Source organism: Citrobacter sp. Cpo100 (assembly GCF_030332595.1).
Lineage (GTDB): Bacteria > Pseudomonadota > Gammaproteobacteria > Enterobacterales > Enterobacteriaceae > Citrobacter > Citrobacter portucalensis.
In genome coordinates, this window is record NZ_JAOWHM010000037.1 from 1366933 (window position 1) to 1382406 (window position 15474).

Annotated in this window: 15 protein-coding genes and 1 pseudogene; 8 read left to right on the forward strand and 8 right to left on the reverse strand. The window is 50.6% G+C overall.

Annotation, left to right across the window (positions count from 1 at the left end):
• Nucleotides 1-63: 63 nt before the first annotated feature.
• The 8 genes from sucD to sdhC all read right to left on the reverse strand — a co-directional run bounded on the left by sucD (nt 64) and on the right by sdhC (nt 9738).
• Nucleotides 64-933 carry a succinate--CoA ligase subunit alpha gene (gene sucD / locus OGX96_RS22330; RefSeq protein ID WP_003022929.1) on the reverse strand — a complete coding sequence of 290 codons (870 nt, stop codon included), beginning with the start codon at nt 931-933 and terminating at the stop codon, nt 64-66.
• Nucleotides 933-2099, reverse strand: coding sequence for an ADP-forming succinate--CoA ligase subunit beta (gene sucC, locus OGX96_RS22335; RefSeq protein ID WP_003022927.1), 1167 nt, complete (start codon nt 2097-2099; stop codon nt 933-935). Before sucC ends, sucD begins: the two co-directional genes overlap by 1 nt.
• A 90-nt stretch (nt 2100-2189) precedes the next feature.
• A complete protein-coding gene (gene odhB / locus OGX96_RS22340; RefSeq protein ID WP_003022925.1) occupies nt 2190-3413 on the reverse strand; it encodes a 2-oxoglutarate dehydrogenase complex dihydrolipoyllysine-residue succinyltransferase in 1224 nt (407 codons plus the stop codon).
• Nucleotides 3414-3427: 14 nt separating this feature from the next.
• Nucleotides 3428-6229 carry a 2-oxoglutarate dehydrogenase E1 component gene (sucA, locus tag OGX96_RS22345; RefSeq protein WP_003831411.1) on the reverse strand — a complete coding sequence of 934 codons (2802 nt, stop codon included), beginning with the start codon at nt 6227-6229 and terminating at the stop codon, nt 3428-3430.
• 265 nt (nt 6230-6494) lie between these two features.
• Nucleotides 6495-7211, reverse strand: a complete 717-nt coding sequence (gene sdhB, locus OGX96_RS22350; protein ID WP_003022921.1) for a succinate dehydrogenase iron-sulfur subunit SdhB — start codon at nt 7209-7211, stop codon at nt 6495-6497.
• 15 nt (nt 7212-7226) lie between these two features.
• Entirely contained in the window at nt 7227-8993 is a 1767-nt protein-coding gene (gene sdhA, locus OGX96_RS22355; protein WP_003831409.1) for a succinate dehydrogenase flavoprotein subunit, read from the reverse strand.
• Nucleotides 8993-9340 (reverse strand): succinate dehydrogenase membrane anchor subunit, encoded by a 348-nt coding sequence (sdhD, locus tag OGX96_RS22360; protein WP_003831408.1) that lies wholly within the window; start codon nt 9338-9340, stop codon nt 8993-8995. Before sdhD ends, sdhA begins: the two co-directional genes overlap by 1 nt.
• Nucleotides 9334-9738: a succinate dehydrogenase cytochrome b556 subunit gene (sdhC, locus tag OGX96_RS22365; protein WP_003831406.1), complete on the reverse strand. Its 405-nt coding sequence runs from the start codon at nt 9736-9738 to the stop codon at nt 9334-9336. The genes sdhD and sdhC overlap by 7 nt, the downstream gene beginning before the upstream one ends.
• Before the next feature lie 383 nt (nt 9739-10121).
• Between sdhC and OGX96_RS22370 the strand changes: the two are divergent.
• From OGX96_RS22370 to OGX96_RS22405, 8 genes and pseudogenes are all read left to right on the forward strand, one after another.
• Nucleotides 10122-10232 (forward strand): annotated as a pseudogene (locus OGX96_RS22370) (hypothetical protein).
• Between the two features lie 203 nt (nt 10233-10435).
• Nucleotides 10436-11719 (forward strand): citrate synthase, encoded by a 1284-nt coding sequence (locus OGX96_RS22375; protein WP_003831404.1) that lies wholly within the window; start codon nt 10436-10438, stop codon nt 11717-11719.
• Nucleotides 11720-11947: 228 nt separating this feature from the next.
• Complete coding sequence (gene tssD, locus OGX96_RS22380) at nt 11948-13687, forward strand: type VI secretion system tube protein TssD (RefSeq protein WP_286584215.1); 1740 nt, start codon at nt 11948-11950, stop codon at nt 13685-13687.
• Entirely contained in the window at nt 13674-13958 is a 285-nt protein-coding gene (locus OGX96_RS22385) for a bacteriocin immunity protein (protein ID WP_048235858.1), read from the forward strand. The genes tssD and OGX96_RS22385 overlap by 14 nt, the downstream gene beginning before the upstream one ends.
• A gap of 34 nt (nt 13959-13992) precedes the next feature.
• Complete coding sequence (locus OGX96_RS22390; protein WP_167819709.1) at nt 13993-14271, forward strand: bacteriocin immunity protein; 279 nt, start codon at nt 13993-13995, stop codon at nt 14269-14271.
• Nucleotides 14272-14299: 28 nt separating this feature from the next.
• Complete coding sequence (locus OGX96_RS22395; RefSeq protein WP_048235860.1) at nt 14300-14641, forward strand: hypothetical protein; 342 nt, start codon at nt 14300-14302, stop codon at nt 14639-14641.
• Between the two features lie 57 nt (nt 14642-14698).
• Nucleotides 14699-14980, forward strand: a complete 282-nt coding sequence (locus OGX96_RS22400; RefSeq protein ID WP_198801896.1) for a bacteriocin immunity protein — start codon at nt 14699-14701, stop codon at nt 14978-14980.
• Nucleotides 14981-15055: 75 nt separating this feature from the next.
• A complete protein-coding gene (locus OGX96_RS22405) occupies nt 15056-15460 on the forward strand; it encodes a DUF2251 domain-containing protein (RefSeq protein WP_198801895.1) in 405 nt (134 codons plus the stop codon).
• Nucleotides 15461-15474 lie beyond the last annotated feature (14 nt).

Below are 15474 nucleotides of genomic sequence, written 5' to 3' on the forward strand. Positions count from 1 at the left end.
CCAACCATGTCGAAACGGGACCAGCCCTTGACTATGCAGAGAGTCAGGGCTGTTTTTTATTTCTTACTTAATAACGGTTTTCAGCGCTTCGCCGATATCGGCCAGGCTACGAACAGTTTTCACGCCTGCGGCTTCCAGCGCAGCGAATTTCTCATCCGCTGTACCTTTACCACCCGCGATAATCGCACCCGCGTGACCCATACGCTTACCTTTCGGCGCAGTCACGCCCGCGATGTAACCTACAACCGGCTTGGTTACATGATCTTTGATGTAAGCAGCCGCTTCTTCTTCCGCGCTACCGCCGATCTCACCGATCATGACGATTGCTTCAGTCTGCGGATCTTCCTGGAACAGCTTCAGGATGTCGATGAAGTTAGAGCCAGGGATCGGGTCGCCACCGATACCCACACAGGTAGACTGGCCGAAACCATAGTCGGTGGTCTGCTTAACCGCTTCATAGGTCAGGGTACCTGAACGGGAAACGATACCCACTTTACCCGGCTTGTGAATGTGGCCCGGCATGATACCGATTTTACATTCACCCGGAGTGATAACGCCTGGGCAGTTCGGGCCGATCATGCGTACGCCAGCTTCATCCAGCTTCACTTTCACGGTCAGCATATCCAGCGTTGGGATACCTTCGGTGATGGTGATGATAAGCTTGATGCCTGCATCGATTGCTTCCAGAATTGAATCTTTGCAGAACGGTGCCGGAACATAGATAACGGTGGCGGTTGCGCCGGTCGCTTCTACCGCTTCACGTACGGTGTTGAACACTGGCAGACCCAGATGCGTGGTGCCGCCTTTGCCCGGCGTAACGCCACCGACCATTTGCGTACCGTAAGCGATCGCTTGTTCGGAGTGGAATGTCCCCTGGCTACCGGTGAAGCCCTGGCAGATAACCTTGGTATCTTTATTAATTAAAACTGACATTATTTCCCCTCCACTGCGGCAACAACCTGCTGAGCTGCATCCGTCAGACTTTTCGCTGCAATAATATTCAGGCCGCTATCAGCCAGTTTTTTCGCGCCGAGTTCAGCGTTGTTACCTTCCAGACGTACCACGACCGGAACGTTTACACCTACTTCTGCTACCGCGCCGATGATACCGTCAGCGATCAGATCGCAACGTACGATACCGCCGAAGATGTTAACCAGTACGGCTTTAACATTGTCATCAGAGAGGATAATTTTGAACGCTTCGGTTACACGCTCTTTGGTCGCACCGCCGCCAACGTCGAGGAAGTTAGCCGGTTCGCCGCCGTGCAGCTTAACGATGTCCATGGTGCCCATTGCCAGGCCCGCACCGTTAACCATACAACCGATGTTACCGTCCAGTGCGACGTAGTTCAGTTCCCACTGTGCAGCCTGCGCTTCACGCGGATCTTCCTGAGACTGGTCGCGCATTTCGCGCAGGTCAGCCTGGCGGAACAGTGCGTTGCCGTCAGCGCCCAGTTTGCCGTCGAGGCAGATCAGGTCCCCCTGTTTGGTCACAACCAGCGGGTTGATTTCGATCAGCGCCAGATCGCGCTCTAGGAAGATAGTCGCCAGACCCATGAAGATCTTGGTGAACTGCTGAACCTGTTTACCTTCCAGACCCAGTTTGAACGCCAGCTCACGACCCTGGTAAGGCATCGGGCCTGCCAGCGGATCGAGCGCCACTTTGTGGATCAGGTGCGGGGTTTCTTCCGCTACTTTTTCGATTTCCACGCCGCCTTCGGTAGAGGCCATGAAGACCACGCGACGGGAGCTACGGTCAACAACTGCGCCGAGGTAAAGTTCTTTACCAATGTCGGTCGCGGCTTCAACCAGAATCTGATTTACCGGTTGGCCATGAGCATCTGTCTGGTAAGTGACCAGACGTTTACCCAGCCAGTGTTCAGCAAAAGCGCGAATGTCTTCTTTGCTGTTTACCACCTTCACACCGCCCGCTTTACCACGGCCACCAGCGTGAACCTGACATTTCACTACCCACGGGCCAGCGCCGATTTTAGATGCAGCTTCTTCGGCTTCACGCGGAGTAGTACAGGCATAACCCACCGGTGCCGGTAAGCCATAGCGGGCAAAAAGTTGTTTTGCCTGATATTCATGTAAGTTCATGTGTTCTGTCCATCCTTCAGGTAATCGTTATCTTTTACCCGTAGGTCTGATAAGCGTCCAGACCTACGGGGCAGGTGATACTCTTATTAACTACACGTCCAGCAGCAGACGCGTTGGATCTTCCAGCAACTCTTTAATAGTTACCAGGAAGCCTACTGACTCACGACCATCGATCAGACGGTGGTCATAAGACAGCGCCAGATACATCATCGGCAGGATTTCAACCTTGCCGTCTACCGCCATCGGACGATCTTTGATGGCATGCATACCCAGGATGGCGCTCTGCGGTGGGTTGATGATCGGCGTGGACATCAGGGAACCGAACACACCACCGTTAGTGATGGTGAAGTTACCACCCGTCAGATCTTCAACCGTCAACTTGCCGTCGCGACCTTTAACTGCCAGTTCTTTAATATTCTTCTCAATGTCAGCCATACCCAGCAGATCCACATCACGCAGGACCGGCGTGACCAGGCCACGCGGCGTGGAGACCGCCATGCTGACATCAAAGTAGTTGTGGTAAACCACGTCATCGCCGTCGATGGACGCGTTCACTTCCGGATAGCGTTTCAGCGCTTCAACAACCGCTTTCACGTAGAAAGACATAAAGCCCAGACGGATACCGTGGCGTTTCTCGAACGCATCACCGTATTGCTTACGCAGGTCCATGATTGGCTTCATGTTGACTTCGTTGAACGTGGTCAGCATGGCGGTAGAATTTTTCGCTTCCAGCAGACGCTCGGCTACGCGTTTGCGCAGACGGGTCATCGGAACACGTTTTTCGCCACGCGCGCCCAGTTGAGCCTGCGGTGCAGGTGCTGCAGCCGGCGCTTTTGCTTCGGCTTTCGCAGCCGGAGCTTTCGCCAGATGTTTTTCAACATCTTCACGGGTGATACGACCGCCGACACCGGTGCCGTTGATAGCGCTGGCTTCGAGGTTATGCTCACCCAGCAGGCGACGGATCGCCGGGCTCAGGGCATCGTTGTTCTGCTCAGCAAGAGACGCCTGCTGGCGCTGTGCCGGAGTAGAATCTTTCTCTTCAGACTTAGCACTGGTTTCTTTACCGGTGCTGTTGCCTTCACGCAGGCGACCGAGGATCTGGCGAGAAGTGACGGTTGTCCCTTCATCTTCCAGAACCGCATCAAGAATACCGTCCGCTGATGCCGGTACTTCCAGTACCACTTTGTCAGTTTCGATTTCTACCAGTACTTCATCACGACGTACTGCATCGCCCGGTTTTTTGTGCCAGGTTGCAACCGTTGCATCCGCTACGGATTCAGGCAGGTCGGGAACAAGAATATCTACGCTACTCATTATTTATCCTTTATTTAATCGACGTTCAGCGCGTCATTTACCAGATCTTGTTGCTGCTTCTGGTGAACGGACATATACCCTACTGCCGGAGAGGCAGAGGCCGGGCGACCTGCATAACGCAGAGCTGACCCAAATGGAATTACTTCACGGAAATGATGCTGGCTGCAGTACCATGCGCCCTGGTTGAGCGGCTCTTCCTGGCACCAGACAAAATCATGTACGTGAGCAAATGGTTTCAGCGCTTCCTGCACCGCTTTATGCGGGAACGGATAGAGCTGTTCGATGCGCACAATGGCGACATCTTTTTGGTCGTTCTTGCGGCGTTGCTCCAGCAGGTCGTAATAAACCTTACCAGAACACATCACGACACGCTTCACGCCTTTAGGATCAAGTTCATCTACTTCGCCAATGGCTGGCAGGAAAGTACCATTTGCCAGTTCGTCCAGCGTAGACACCGCCAGCGGATGACGCAGCAGCGACTTCGGTGACATCACCACCAGCGGACGACGCATACCGCGCAGCGCCTGACGACGCAGCATGTGGTAAACCTGCGCCGGGGTAGACGGGACGCAAACCTGCATGTTTTGTTCAGCGCAAAGTTGCAGATAACGTTCCAGACGCGCGGAGGAGTGCTCCGGACCCTGACCTTCATAGCCGTGCGGCAGCAGCATAACCAGACCACACATACGGCCCCATTTCTGCTCGCCGGAAGAGATGAACTGGTCGATAACGACCTGTGCACCGTTAGCGAAGTCACCGAACTGTGCTTCCCAGATGGTTAGCGTGCGCGGTTCTGCTGTGGCATAACCGTACTCGAACGCCAGCACGGCTTCTTCAGACAGCACGGAGTCCCATACGCGGAAGGTGCCTTGTCCGTTATGCACATGCTGCAGCGGAGTGTAGGTTGAACCGTTCGCCTGGTTATGAATCACCGCGTGACGGTGGAAGAAGGTACCGCGACCGGAGTCTTCACCCGACAGACGGACCGGAATGCCTTCGTCAACCAGCGTGGCGTAAGCCAGATTCTCTGCACCACCCCAGTCAAACAGCTTCTCGCCTGCGGCCATGGCCTGACGGTCGCCGTAAATCTTGGCAACACGCGACTGCATTTCAACCGCTTCAGGTACGGTGCTGATGCGTTTTGCCAGCTCCTGCAGACGCTTCATCTCAACTTTGTTCGGGTAGTTTTCATCCCATTCGTGGTTGAGGTACGGCGACCAGGTGAAGGAGTGCATGTTCATTGGACGCCACTCTTTCACTACGCATTCGCCAGCATCCAGCGCGTCACGGTACAGATTGACCATCTCGGTCGCATCTTCCAGCGTGGCGACCTTGTCCGCTTCCAGCTTATCAGCGTAGATTTTGCGCGGGGTCGGATGCTTTTTGATTTTCTGATACATCAGCGGCTGGGTTGCGCTCGGCTCGTCGGCTTCGTTGTGGCCGTGACGGCGGTAGCACACCAGATCGATGAAGACATCGCGTTTAAAGGTATTACGGAAATCCAGCGCCAGACGCGTCACGAAAGCGACCGCTTCCGGGTCATCCGCGTTCACGTGGAAAATCGGCGCCTGAACCATCTTACCGATGTCGGTACAGTACGGTGTAGAACGCGCATCCAGCGGGTTAGACGTAGTGAAGCCCACCTGGTTGTTGATAACGATGCGAACGGTACCGCCCACTTCGTAACCACGCGCTTTCGACATGTTCAGGGTTTCCTGAACCACGCCCTGCCCGGTAACTGCCGCATCACCGTGAATGGTGATTGGCAGGACTTTATTGCTGCTCGGTTCGTCCAGACGATCCAAACGTGCACGTACGGAACCGATAACCACCGGGCTAACGATTTCCAGGTGCGACGGGTTAAACGCCAGCGCCAGGTGTACCAGACCGCCTTCGGTTTCGATATCTGATGAGAAGCCCATGTGGTACTTCACGTCACCGGTGCCGAGGTGTTCTTTATGTTTGCCCGCAAATTCGTCGAACAGTTCCTGCGGGCGTTTGCCCAATACGTTAACCAGAACGTTCAGACGACCACGGTGCGCCATGCCCAGTACCACTTCACGGGTACCGCTGTTACCGGCGTGGCGGATCATCTCTTTGAGCATTGGGATTAACGCATCGCCGCCTTCAAGCGAGAAGCGTTTCGCGCCCGGGAACTTAGCGCCCAGGTAGCGTTCCAGACCTTCTGCTGCGGTCAGTTCACTGAGGAAGCGTTTTTTCTCTTCGCTACTGAATGCGGCACGGCCAGACTCGATACGCTGCTGAAGCCAACGTTTTTCTTCGGTGCTGGTGATGTGCATATACTCGGCGCCAATTGGGCCGCAGTAGGTTTGTTTCAGCGCGACAACCAGGTCGCTCAGCTTCATCGTGTCTTTGCCGCCGGCAAAAGAACCTACGTTAAAGCTTTCCTGGAAATCCGCATCGGTCAGATCGTGGAAAGACGGGTCCAGATCGGCCACATTTTCTTGCTGCCACAGTCCCAGCGGATCAAGATTCGCATGCTGATGACCGCGGAAACGGTAGGCGTTAATGAGCTGCAGGACTTTAACCTGCTTCACATTGGCATCAGGGTCGGAAATAGAAGAAGAGTAACGTGGGGTAATCAACGCCTGTCGACGGAAATAATCACGTGTTTTTGAGTGAAGTTGATCCGGTTTGACTCCGGTACCAGGTAACTGCTGGAACGTCGAACGCCAGTTAGCATCTACCGAGTCAGGGTCGGTTAAGAAGTCTTCATAGAGCTGTTCTATCCAGCTCTGGTTAGAACCAGAGAGGTAAGAAGAGTCCAACCAGGCTTTCAAAGCGCTGTTCTGCATCGTGATCCCTTAAGCATTTGTATGCTTACTTCGCCGTGGATACTACCACGCACACCGATGTGCGTGCCGGGGTTCACTTGTTGCGGACTGTCGTGTCATCTGCGTCCGCTAAGGAACCTTTAAAAACTGTCTAATAATGTGGCAGTTTTTAGAGGTTTCCTGCACTTAAATTGCCTGATGGCGCTTCGCTAATCAGGCCTACAAGGTACGTAACCCGTAGGCCGGATAAGACGCTACGTCGCCATCCGGCAACCACTACAACTACTTACGCACTACGTTTGAGCAGCATCGACTTAATATGGCCAATGGCGCGCGTCGGGTTTAGTCCTTTCGGACATACGCTGACGCAGTTCATGATGCTATGGCAGCGGAATACGCTGAAAGCGTCACTTAAACCTTCCAGGCGGCTGTCGGTCTCGGTATCGCGGCTATCAATTAAGAAGCGATACGCTGCCAGCAGGCCTGCCGGGCCAATAAATTTGTCCGGGTTCCACCAGAATGATGGGCAGGACGTTGAGCAGCATGCACACAAAATACATTCATACAGCCCATCGAGCTTCTCACGCTGCTCTGGCATTTGTAAATGCTCACGAGCTGGCGGATTTTTCCCATTATTCAACAAGTAAGGCTTAATCTTCTCATACTGTGCGTAGAATTGCCCCATGTCTACCACCAAATCGCGCACAACCGGTAAACCCGGCAGCGGGCGAATGACAATTTTTTTGCCCGGCTGATTCAGCGCAGAAATAGGAGTGATACAGGCCAGTCCATTTTTGCCGTTCATGTTCAGACCGTCGGAGCCACAAACCCCTTCACGGCAGGAGCGACGAAACGACAGCGACGGATCTTTTTCTTTCAGCTGCATCAATGCATCCAGCAGCATCATGTCGCGCCCTTCTTCCGCCTCCAGGGTGTAATCCTGCATGCGCGGAGCGTCGTCAACATCCGGGTTATAGCGATAAACTGAAAACTCGAGTTTCATTGTCCTGTCTCCGCATTAATAAGTACGAATCTTCGGCGGGAATGCCGGGCGCAGCTTCGGTTCCATATTGACTTGACGTCGCGTCATGGATTCCGACTCTGGCAGGTACAGGGAATGGCACAGCCAGTTTTCATCATCACGTTCCGGGAAGTCGAAGCGGCTATGCGCGCCACGGCTTTCGGTACGGAAGTTTGCAGATACTGCAGTGGCGTACGCGGTCTCCATCAGGTTATCCAACTCCAGACACTCAACGCGCTGGGTGTTGAACTCGCTGGAGGTATCGTCCAGACGGGCATTTTTCAGGCGTTCGCGGATCGCTTTCAGCTCTTCCAGACCTTTCGCCATCGCATCGCCTTCGCGGAATACCGAGAAGTTATGCTGCATACATTCTTGCAGCGCTTTGCGAATCGCCACCGGGTCTTCACCGTTACGGTTACCGTTCCAGCGGTTCAGACGCGCCAGAGAAGCGTCGATTTCATCTTCGGTCGCATCCAGCAGGTCACCCTGCTCAGCGATGGATTCCTGCAGATGCAGACCAACCGCACGACCAAATACTACCAGGTCCAGCAGCGAGTTGCCGCCCAGACGGTTGGCGCCGTGAACCGATACGCAGGCGATTTCGCCGACGGCAAACAGCCCAGGGATCACCACATCTTCGCCCTGCTCATTCACGGTCAACGCCTGGCCAGTTACTTTGGTCGGAATACCGCCCATCATATAGTGGCAGGTTGGGATAACCGGAATCGGCTCTTTGACCGGGTCAACGTGAGCAAAGGTACGGGACAGTTCGAGAATACCCGGCAGACGGGATTCCAGCACTTCTTTACCCAGGTGGTCGAGTTTCAGTTTGGCGTGCGGACCCCACGGGCCGTCGCAGCCGCGACCTTCGCGAATTTCGATCATGATGGAACGCGCCACCACGTCACGACCCGCCAGGTCTTTCGCATTCGGGGCATAACGCTCCATGAAGCGCTCGCCGTGTTTGTTCAGCAGGTAGCCACCTTCACCACGGCAGCCTTCTGTTACCAGAACGCCTGCACCGGCGATACCGGTTGGGTGGAACTGCCACATCTCCATATCCTGCACCGGCACGCCAGCGCGGATAGCCATACCAACACCGTCACCGGTATTGATGTGGGCATTAGTAGTGGACTGATAAATACGGCCAGCACCGCCGGTGGCCAGCACAGTCGCGCGGGCTTTGAAGTAAACCACTTCACCGGTTTCGATACACAGCGCGGTACAACCGACAACTGCGCCATCGGCGTTTTTCACCAGGTCCAGCGCATACCACTCGGAGAAGATGGTGGTATGGTTTTTCAGGTTCTGCTGATACAGCGTGTGCAACAGCGCATGACCGGTACGGTCGGCCGCTGCCGCAGTACGAGCCGCCTGCTCGCCGCCGAAGTTCTTCGACTGGCCGCCAAACGGACGTTGATAAATTGTGCCATTGTCGAGGCGAGAGAACGGCAGCCCCATGTGGTCCAGCTCCAGAATCGCTTCCGGACCGGTTTTACACATATATTCAATAGCGTCCTGGTCACCAATGTAGTCCGACCCTTTAACGGTGTCGTACATGTGCCATTCCCAGTTATCTTCATGGGTATTACCGAGCGCAACGGTGATGCCACCCTGCGCGGATACGGTATGGGAACGGGTTGGGAACACTTTGGAGAGCAGCGCACAGGTCTGACCGCTCTGGGAAATTTGCAGCGCCGCGCGCATACCTGCGCCGCCGGCACCAATCACAACAGCATCAAATTCTCTGACTGGCAGTTTCATTACACACCCCACACCACAACAAATCCATAAATGACGTAAACCACCAGCGCAACAACGATAGCCAATTGCAGAATCAGGCGCACAGCCAGAGGTTTAACGTAGTCGGTCAACACCTGCCACATGCCGATCCAGGCATGAATCAAGATGGAGAAAAGTGCCAGCAGGGTGAAGACTTTGGTGAATGCCGATGAGAAGAAACCGGTCCAGACTTCATACGTCAGCTCGCCGCTGGTGGCGAAGAAACCGACCATATAGATGATGTATAACGTCAGAACGATAGCGGTAGCACGGACCAGAATGAAGTCATGTACGCCGTTGCGTCCTAATGCGGAGGCGTTGCTTACCATACGAGGACTCCTGCGAGAAGTGAAAGCACGACAATGATAACGAAACAAATTTTGGCGGAGCGTGTCCCTGCTTCGAGGGTTTCTTCGATATAGCCAAAATCCATCAACAGATGGCGAATGCCCATTACGGCGTGATATGCCAGCGCAATCAGGATCCCCCACAGAATTAACTCCACAAAGAAGTTATTCATAATGGATGACGCGGTGAGGAAACCTTCAGGGGAGGAAAGGCTGGTACCCAATAACCACAACAGAATCCCGACCGCCACAAAGGTGATCACTCCGGATACGCGATGGAGAATGGACGCTATCGCCGTGATTGGGAACCGGATCGTTTGCAGATCCAGATTGACAGGTCTTTGTTTTTTCACATTTCTTATCATGAATAACGCCCACATGCTGTTCTTATTATTCCCTTTAGACTTCGGGTACAGAAGATGAAGACACCTGTAGCCTGAAAGACGACGGGATTTCCTTCCTCCGGTCTGCGTGCGGGTCAGACAGCGTCCTTACTATAACTACGCGTCATATAAAACACTGCTTCCAGATGCTAAAACGACACGTTACAACGCTGGTTGGCTCGGGATTGCAGGGTATTCCGGAGACCTGGCGGCAGTATAGGACGTTCACAAAATCATTACAATTAACCTACATATAGTTTGTCGGGTTTTATCCCGAACAGTGACATAGGTCACGATAACAACATTATTTTAATTTTTAATCATCTGATTTGACAATCATTAAACAAAGTTGTTACAAACGACACCAGAAAAAGCATATAATGCGTAAAAGTTATGGGGTCACTCTTTCACCGGAGATTTAGTTATGTAACAGTGTGGAAGTATTGACCAATACCTTCAGGACAGTTATTAGTGATAGACAGGTTAAATAATTCGGATTGCTAAGTTCTTGATTTGCAGTTTATTCGCCATGAAAAGACCGTTTTACCTGCAAGCGCCCATAGCTCTGTACCCAGGTCATCCCCTCTTTCGCAGAGCGGCGAGCCAAATAACAAACTGGTAACGGTTTATTGATGCACGAAGGCAAATTTAAGTTCCGGCAGTCTTAAGCAATAAGGCGCTAAGGAGACCGTAAATGGCTGATACTAAAGCAAAACTCACTCTAAATGGTGACGCTGCTATTGAACTGGATGTGCTGAAAGGTACGCTCGGTCAAGATGTTATTGATATTCGTAGCCTTGGCTCAAAAGGGATGTTTACTTTTGACCCAGGTTTCACCTCTACCGCATCCTGCGAATCCAAAATTACTTTCATCGACGGTGACGAAGGTGTTTTGCTGCATCGCGGCTTCCCGATTGACCAACTGGCGACCGAGTCCAACTATCTGGAAGTGTGTTATATCCTGCTGTACGGCGAAAAACCGACTCAGGAAGAGTACGACGAGTTCAAAACCACAGTCACTCGCCATACCATGATCCACGAGCAGATCACCCGTCTGTTCCACGGTTTCCGCCGCGACTCTCACCCGATGGCCGTTATGTGCGGTGTAACCGGAGCACTGGCAGCGTTCTATCATGACTCGCTGGATGTAAACAACGCGCGTCACCGTGAAATCGCCGCCTTCCGCCTGCTGTCCAAAATGCCAACCATGGCAGCGATGTGCTACAAATATTCCATCGGGCAGCCGTTCGTATACCCACGTAACGATCTCTCCTACGCCGGTAACTTCCTGAACATGATGTTCTCTACGCCGTGCGAAAAATACGAAGTGAATCCGATTCTGGAACGCGCAATGGACCGTATCTTAATCCTGCACGCTGACCACGAACAGAACGCCTCAACCTCTACCGTACGTACCGCGGGCTCTTCTGGCGCTAACCCGTTTGCCTGCATCGCGGCTGGTATCGCTTCCCTGTGGGGACCGGCACACGGCGGCGCAAACGAAGCTGCGCTGAAAATGCTGGAAGAAATCAGCTCTGTTAAACACATTCCGGAATTTGTTCGCCGCGCGAAAGACAAGAATGATTCCTTCCGCCTGATGGGCTTTGGTCACCGTGTTTATAAAAACTATGACCCGCGCGCTACCGTCATGCGTGAAACCTGCCATGAAGTACTGAAAGAACTGGGCACCAAAGATGATCTGCTGGAAGTGGCGATGGAACTTGAGCACATTGCGCTCAACGACCCGTACTTCATCGAGAAGAAACTCTACCCGAACGTAGACTTCTACTCCGGCATCATCCTGAAAGCGATGGGTATTCCGTCCTCCATGTTCACCGTGATCTTCGCCATGGCACGTACCGTGGGCTGGATTGCACACTGGAACGAAATGCACACCGACGGCATGAAAATCGCGCGTCCGCGTCAGCTGTACACCGGTTACGACAAGCGCGATTTTAAGTCTGATATTAAGCGTTAATTGTTCAGGCCACCGGATAATTCCGGTGGCTTTTTTCAGTTCCCGTCTTGTTCATTGCATTCACCTCTTCAATATTACTTTCTCTCGTTTACTCGCCCTTTAATATATTTAATTGAGCGCAACCCCTACCCGATTTAATATAGCATTAATTGCCAAGGCATTATTTGATTTTTAAATTCATTAACTATTTAATCCGGCCTCATAAAACACAGCACTGGATTAAATGGCATGGGCGACCTTATTTATCTGAAGATAACAGGTGAGCGACAAGGCGATATCTCTTCTGGTTGTGGTACAGACGCATCGATAGGAAATCGCTGGCAGGAAAACCATCCTGATGAGATTTTTGCTTTTTCGCTCTCTAACGGATTATTTAATACGGGTTCTGGTATTAATACCCGGGCGCTAAGATTTGAAAAATTAATTGATAAAAGCACACCACTATTTATTAACGCCATCAATAACAATGAACGTCTGTTTATTGAAATTGATTTATGGCGAATAAACAGATTCGGCAGATGGGAACGCTACTATTATATTCAATTAAGAAATGCTTCGATAAAAAGCATACAAACCTATGTGGCCCTACACGAGCTGGATACCGAAGAAATTGCGGTATCGTATGACTATATTCTTTGCAAGTACCTGATTGCCAATACGGAGTTTGACTACCTGGCGTTGCCTGCTGAGTACAATCGTTTGTTTATACCGCCCCGCAATCAGCCAGCTAGTTCGATAATACCCGTTGCGAACCGACCTTCCCCCCCAGCACCACTCATTCCTGCAGTCACACCGGTCTATGCCAAATCCTGTCTGAAAGAGAAAGGCTGTACAGACGCAGGGAGCCGTGAAGAATCGGCTGAAAACTTCGGTCAGATGGCGGTTTTCGCACAATCTTCCGTTGATGATTGTTGCGGATATGCACAACCCGCAGAAGCCTCGGCCGCACTGCCGATCTTAGGTGGGCTGACGCAGGTGTGGGGCGAGTGGTCACTCAGTGGCATTCTCAGCGCCGCACGAGGCGTTCCTTATATCGGAGCGCTGGCTTCCGCGCTGTATATTCCGTCTGCGGGGACGGGCAGCGCACGCGTTCCCGGACGTGATGAGTTCTGGTATGAGGAAGAACTGCGGAAAAAGGCGCTGGTAGGTGGCACAGCCACAACCCGGGTTCGTTTTTTCTGGGGAACCGACATTCACGGTAAGTCGCAAGTCTACGGCGTGCATACCGGCGAAGGTACTCCGTATGAAAACGTGCGCGTCGCGAATATGCAATGGAATGATGGACACCATCGTTATGAATTTACGCCTGCCCACGACGTAGACGGGCCGTTAATCACATGGACGCCAGAAAATCCTGCGACGGGTGATGTACCTGAACATACTGGAAGCGATATTCCACCGCTGGATCAGCCAACCATTCTGGTAACCCCCATCCCGGATGGCAAAAATGAGTACACCACGCCACCGGTCCTTGTGCCGGATGTCGCCGATTTTAACGATTATATTCTGGTCTTTCCGGCCGATTCAGGCATTCAGCCGATATATGTATACCTGAAAACAGCCCGAGACGAACCCGGTACAGCAACCGGCCACGGTGAAATTTTTTCCGGAAATAATCGTTGGCTTGAAGCCGCCAGTTCAGGGCTGGGAGCGCCGATACCTGCACAGGTCGCAGATAAGCTGCGGGGAAGAACGTTTCGCAACTTTGACCATTTCAGAAGAGAGTTCTGGCTTGCGGTGTCAGAGTGCCCTGAGCTAATGAAGGATTTTAAACCTTCTAACCAAACCCTGATAAGAATGGGGTTAGCACCATATCCTGGTCCTTCAGAGCAAGTAGGTGGCAGAAGCACTTTTGAACTTCATCACTTAGAAGAAATCCAGCATGGCGGAGAAGCGTTTAATATGGATAATATAAATATTACTACTCCTCGCTTACATATAGGAATACATAAAAATGCTAATAGATAATGAAAAAAAAATAAGCGATTACACTGAGTCAGAGTTCATTGATCTGCTATCTAACTTTTTTGAGAATAAACATGGACTAAATGCTAGTGATTTTGGTAAATTTATCGATAACCTACAACTACATGTAGTCAAAGTCACCCAGCATCCACTTGGTAATGGACTGATTTTTAATACTCCAGATGAGATTGAATGTTCACCCTTAGGAATATTTAAGGAAATAAAAAAGTGGAGAACATCTCATGGATTAGAGTTATTTAAAGATTCTAAATGAGCTATACAAAGAAACTTATTATAAAGGTGAGTATATGAATCATCTTAAAAAGATCGAAGACTACACCGAAGCTGAATTCATAGAACTCTTGAATGAATTCTCCGCAAATCCGCGCTATCAAGGCGAAATGGACCGTGAATCTTACATCGACTCATTAGTCGATCATTTCGATAAAATCGTGGATCATCCGGAAAGTGATGGATTGATTTTTTATCCGCCGGATGACAGGGAAGATAGCCCACAAGGCATCATTGATGAAATCAAAAGATGGCGTAAGTCCCAGGGACGAGCGTCATTTAAAGATTCAGAATAAAAACCTTCACAGGTAATGGAAAAACAAAATGAAAACCAATTTCAATATTTTAGGAAAAGATTATTTCATTGAAAATGTGAAGAGTATTTACGATGAGTTATCTACTATAGATTTTACCAAAACAGTATCAGAGGAGGCTATCCGACTAGATGAAGATTTATTTCAACTAACCCAAAATAATGGTGTTGTCATAGACATCGGCTGGTACCCCTCGCTTGACGAGAAAGGGGAGTTTCTTATCCAAGTTATATCGAATGGCGATTGGGATCACCCTATGATAAAAACATCCTCAGGATGGGATAAAAATGAGCTGATTGAAAAGGTAAACGAGGTTTTAGGTCAGTTGCCTTTCATTTTAAAAGCTGAATAACCATTTCAAAAACAAATAATAGCACGCTGCAATGCAGAATATTATAAAGTTAAATATATGATTCATTTTAAACAAAAAATAGAAGACTACACTGAAGCTGAATTTATAGAATTTCTGAATGAATTATTTGAAAACCCCGGCAATCTGAAGGGAAGAGAATTTGAAACCCACTGTAATATGTTAGTCAAACACTTCGATAAAATCGTGGACCATCCGGAAAGTAATGGATTGATTTTTTATCCCCCGGATGACAGGGAAGATAGCCCACAAGGCGTCATTGATGAAATCAAAAGAAGGCGTAAGTCCCAGGGACTCCCATCATTTAAAGAATCAACCTAAAAATTTCAAATCAAGTCGTTAAACATCAATACCAATTATAGAACAGCTTAGTTTTATACATCCAGGAAAATTAAAATGACAATAACAGTTACGGTTCAAGCTCAACTCATCGTCGGTGAAACTCAGGTAATAGAAAGTTTAGCCCCTGAAGGTTCATACGCTGCTGTATTTGAAGATAATGGTCAAACCGGATATTTCTATGCACTTGATGAATCTGCAGACGGAAATCCTATCAAAGATGCACTACATATTTACAATGCAGAAGACATGTCAGATGGACATATCCCATCAGATGTGAAGATCGGTTGGTCAGAAGACAGTAAGAAATGTGTGTTGCTGATAAATGGTTACCCACACGGTGTCTTTGATTTTGAATCAAAAAATGGATACTGCCGGAGCGGTTTTCCACCTACAATCAGTCAGGAGTGGTCTATCTTCGGGCATGCCTGGAATGATGCTGTCGACGATTTTTTCAGATAACAGGCATCAATACC

Coding starts and splice junctions, on each gene's coding strand:
- sucD (WP_003022929.1), bottom strand. CDS start 933: ATGTCAGTTTTAATTAATAAAGATACCAAGGTTATCTGCCAGGGCTTC.
- sucC (WP_003022927.1), bottom strand. CDS start 2,099: ATGAACTTACATGAATATCAGGCAAAACAACTTTTTGCCCGCTATGGC.
- odhB (WP_003022925.1), bottom strand. CDS start 3,413: ATGAGTAGCGTAGATATTCTTGTTCCCGACCTGCCTGAATCCGTAGCG.
- sucA (WP_003831411.1), bottom strand. CDS start 6,229: ATGCAGAACAGCGCTTTGAAAGCCTGGTTGGACTCTTCTTACCTCTCT.
- sdhB (WP_003022921.1), bottom strand. CDS start 7,211: ATGAAACTCGAGTTTTCAGTTTATCGCTATAACCCGGATGTTGACGAC.
- sdhA (WP_003831409.1), bottom strand. CDS start 8,993: ATGAAACTGCCAGTCAGAGAATTTGATGCTGTTGTGATTGGTGCCGGC.
- sdhD (WP_003831408.1), bottom strand. CDS start 9,340: ATGGTAAGCAACGCCTCCGCATTAGGACGCAACGGCGTACATGACTTC.
- sdhC (WP_003831406.1), bottom strand. CDS start 9,738: ATGTGGGCGTTATTCATGATAAGAAATGTGAAAAAACAAAGACCTGTC.
- OGX96_RS22375 (WP_003831404.1), top strand. CDS start 10,436: ATGGCTGATACTAAAGCAAAACTCACTCTAAATGGTGACGCTGCTATT.
- tssD (WP_286584215.1), top strand. CDS start 11,948: ATGGGCGACCTTATTTATCTGAAGATAACAGGTGAGCGACAAGGCGAT.
- OGX96_RS22385 (WP_048235858.1), top strand. CDS start 13,674: ATGCTAATAGATAATGAAAAAAAAATAAGCGATTACACTGAGTCAGAG.
- OGX96_RS22390 (WP_167819709.1), top strand. CDS start 13,993: ATGAATCATCTTAAAAAGATCGAAGACTACACCGAAGCTGAATTCATA.
- OGX96_RS22395 (WP_048235860.1), top strand. CDS start 14,300: ATGAAAACCAATTTCAATATTTTAGGAAAAGATTATTTCATTGAAAAT.
- OGX96_RS22400 (WP_198801896.1), top strand. CDS start 14,699: ATGATTCATTTTAAACAAAAAATAGAAGACTACACTGAAGCTGAATTT.
- OGX96_RS22405 (WP_198801895.1), top strand. CDS start 15,056: ATGACAATAACAGTTACGGTTCAAGCTCAACTCATCGTCGGTGAAACT.